The 3,110-nt window shown below is 71.7% G+C and carries 2 protein-coding genes; both read right to left on the bottom strand.

Going from position 1 to position 3,110, the window contains the following annotated elements; translation table 11 throughout:
- Nucleotides 1-208: 208 nt before the first annotated feature.
- Entirely contained in the window at nucleotides 209-529 is a 321-nt protein-coding gene (locus M3Q23_05680) for a hypothetical protein (GenBank protein ID MDP9341590.1), read from the bottom strand.
- A 68-nt stretch (nucleotides 530-597) separates the two neighbouring features.
- Nucleotides 598-2,826 carry a DUF3631 domain-containing protein gene (locus M3Q23_05675; protein ID MDP9341589.1) on the bottom strand — a complete coding sequence of 743 codons (2,229 nt, stop codon included), beginning with the start codon at nucleotides 2,824-2,826 and terminating at the stop codon, nucleotides 598-600.
- Nucleotides 2,827-3,110: the final 284 nt, after the last annotated feature.

The raw sequence follows: 3,110 nt of genomic DNA, 5'->3' as shown, positions 1-3,110 counted from the left end.
CGCGGAGAAGGCTCGGATCGCCTGGGCTACACGCGTCGGACGCGCTAGGAGGGGGTGGTCACCGGGGTGGGGTTGCTCCTGAAGTATAGCACATGTGAGGCTGTCCCCGCACGTACCGCCAGACCTCCCTCCGTTCTTGGATAGTCGGTCTCTCCTCCTCCGACGGCGCTGCCCGCCGCTTCGTCCACGGCCATACGGGCGATCTTCCTCATGTCTGCTCCTCCTCTACCTTCCTTCCCCGCGGCAGGCCTGCCGGCCCCTGCTGCTCGACCTGCTCCACGGTGCGGCGGGCCACGCCCCACAGGTAGGGTCTCCACGCGTAGTCGCGGAGGTAGCCCGACGCGACCCTCGGTGCCGTCGCGGCGACGGCCTCGGCGACCACCCAGGGGTCGTAGCGGCCCAGCAGGGCGCGGAGGATCTGGTCCTTGGGGTGCCAGTCGAGGCCGGATACCTCGCGCCAGAGGTCCCGCAGCGCGGCCAGCACCCGAGCCGTCTCCCGCTCCTCGGCCTCGTCGATCTTCGTGGGCATTGTCGTCTGCCTCCTCGTGTCTTCCGCCGTTGCTACCGCGTGCCGGCCGCCTGGCCTCCGCTGGGCCGTCACTCGAACGCCCGGCACGCAGCGATCCGCGCGGCCTCTGCCGCGTCCACCGCCCCCTCGGGGCCATCGCATGGCGGCATGGCGGATGTAGGCGGTGGCATGGCGGATGTGATCTGCCCGCCGGGCGCCCGTTCCACGCCTGTCTGGGCCGTACATGGCGGCATGGCGGATGTAGGCGGCTGTGGCAGGTAGCGCGCCCAGGCGTCGTCGAGGTCCGCCCGCTTGTACCCCTTCGGCGTCCTGCCTATCCCCAGCCAGATGGTCGACGGTCTGATCCCGTACCTGCGCAGCAGCCGCGCCAGCACCCGCGCGGTGAGGGGCCTCTCGTTCTTGCCCCAGGCCCCCCAGGGAGCCTCCTCGTTGGCCACGAGGGCAGTGACCAGGTCAGCCGACGGGATCCGATCGGTCTCGCCCTCCACGAAGACCAGGCGGATATCGGCCAGCAGGCGGACGCCGTCGCTCTCGTCGTCGCGGGATCCTCCCGTCGACAGCACCACCGCGGCGTCGCGGGCGCGCAGGGGCCATTCCCCTCCGGCGAGATCCGCGATCGCCACCAGGGGTTCCCAGCAGTCGGCCGCGCGATCGTCCAGGGCGGTGGGGGTCTCGGGGCGGGCATCGGTGAGCGGAGCGACGGCATCCACGGCCCACGCCGCGAGCGCGTCGTGCAGCGGCTGCGTGGTGGCCCTCACCTCCCTGAACCGGAAGTGTGCGACGTCCTCGTCCGGAGCGCGCCGGTGCATGACGATGGGGATCGCGCGATCGGCCACGGTGTCGGGCAGGTTACCGCCTATGCCCGCGATCGCCTTCGCGCAGAAGGTGCTGAAGTCCTTGACGTCGAGACCAGCCCCCTGCCCCACGCAGACGGACGCGCAGCCACCGCGACGGTGGCCGGTATTCAGGATCCCGCGCAGCGCTTCGGCGTACTCCTTGTCGCCGTTGAACGCAGCGTCCGACTCGTCCAGCAGCAGCGTCGGTTCCTGCTTGTCGATCTTGCGATACAGCGCGGCGGCCGACGTCCGTCCCGTCAGCCACGGCCGTGCCACCAGGCCATCCAGCACCTCCAGCAGGCGCGTCTTCCCCGAGCGCTTCTCCGGCGACGAGATGGCCAGGTAGGGCGTCGCGTCCGCGGCATCGAAGGCGTGCGTGTGCGCGGCCCACAGCACGATCGCGTCGAGTTGCGCGGGCGTCAGCACCACGAACCTCGCGAGCACGTCGTGCACGGCGTCCAGCGTGTCCGCGAGGGGGGCGGTGCTACCGCCGAGGCCTCCCCCCGCAGCCCCCTCCGTACGGGGGGATACATCCGCCATGCCGCCATGATCGGTCTCCACAGGATCGGAATCGGGGCGCGTGCGCGGACCACCATCCGCCATAGGTGGGTCACCATCCGCCATGCCGCCATGCGGCGCACCGCCTAGCCCGGCCGCCGGGGCGTAGCGGCCGGTGCTCTCGGCCATCCGACGCACCTCGTCGGCGGGCAGGGGAGGACCGCAGCGCTCGTTCACCGCCGTTAGCGCCACCTCGATCTCGTCGACGGTCATGCCGCGGTGCCGCATCGAGCCTGCGAGGCTAAAGAGCGTCGCGTTGCGCTGGCCGGCGGAGATGGTCTCGGGGATCGCGGCAGCGGGCCGGTGTCCGTTCTTCGCGGGCGGTTCGAGGATCCACTCCGGCGCCGCTGCCAGCCGGCCAGCACCGAGCCACGCGTACCGTCGGCCGCTGGCGTGCAGCGAGGGTGGTCCCACGACGTATCCGCCATCGGCGCGGACGTCCAGGCCGCTGCCCAGCGTACCGGCGCTGCTGCGCACCGGACGGCCGGGGTGCCGGAAGAACAGGTGTCGCCCGCCCCCGCCGGTTGCGGCCTCCAGGGTGGCGGGCAGCGGGCCGTGCTTGGCTACCAGGACGCGGAGGCTGTCGTCACCGCCGTGCGCGGGGTCGACGTCCAGCACGACGAGACCGGACGCGGCACCGCAGCGGATCGCTACGTTCGCGTCCGGCATCGCCTGCCACCACGACCGGACGATGGCCGGATCGGTGGTGGCGTCCAGCAGGCCGTTCCTGGTAGCCGGGTGCTTGCCGCCGGCGTGGTCCGGATCGGCGTTCCCGCACGTGCAGCGGCCATCGACGATCCCGTGGATGGGGAATACGTTCCACCCGCCTGCTGCGTACTGCAGCGCGAGGCGCTCGACGGACTCGGCGGCTAGGGTTGGGGATGCACCGTTGGTGCTGTGCATGGTGAACTCCAGGCTCCACGGCGTCAGTTGCCGCGGTGAACACTCCGAGGCCTCTCGGAGAGAGGGCCTGGTAGCCACGAGCCCGGGGAACCTGGAGAGCCACACCCGAGCCCGCTGGCTCGCCTAGAGGGGAGATGCTACGTGGATCGCCGGCATCGCCGTGTTGCCGGATCGTCGCGCCTGCGCGGCGCGGTGCACGGTGGCTGCCTATCCAGCAGGCACCGTGCCACGGTTGCCCGCGTCCGTGCCCGCGCTGCGCGGCAGCGGCCTTACTTCGCCGGCGC

This window comes from Actinomycetota bacterium, from assembly GCA_030774015.1.
Taxonomy (GTDB): domain Bacteria; phylum Actinomycetota; class UBA4738; order UBA4738; family JACQTL01; genus JALYLZ01.
The sequence above is the reverse complement of the archived record's forward strand: the minus strand, read 5'-3'. Positions and strand labels throughout refer to the sequence as shown.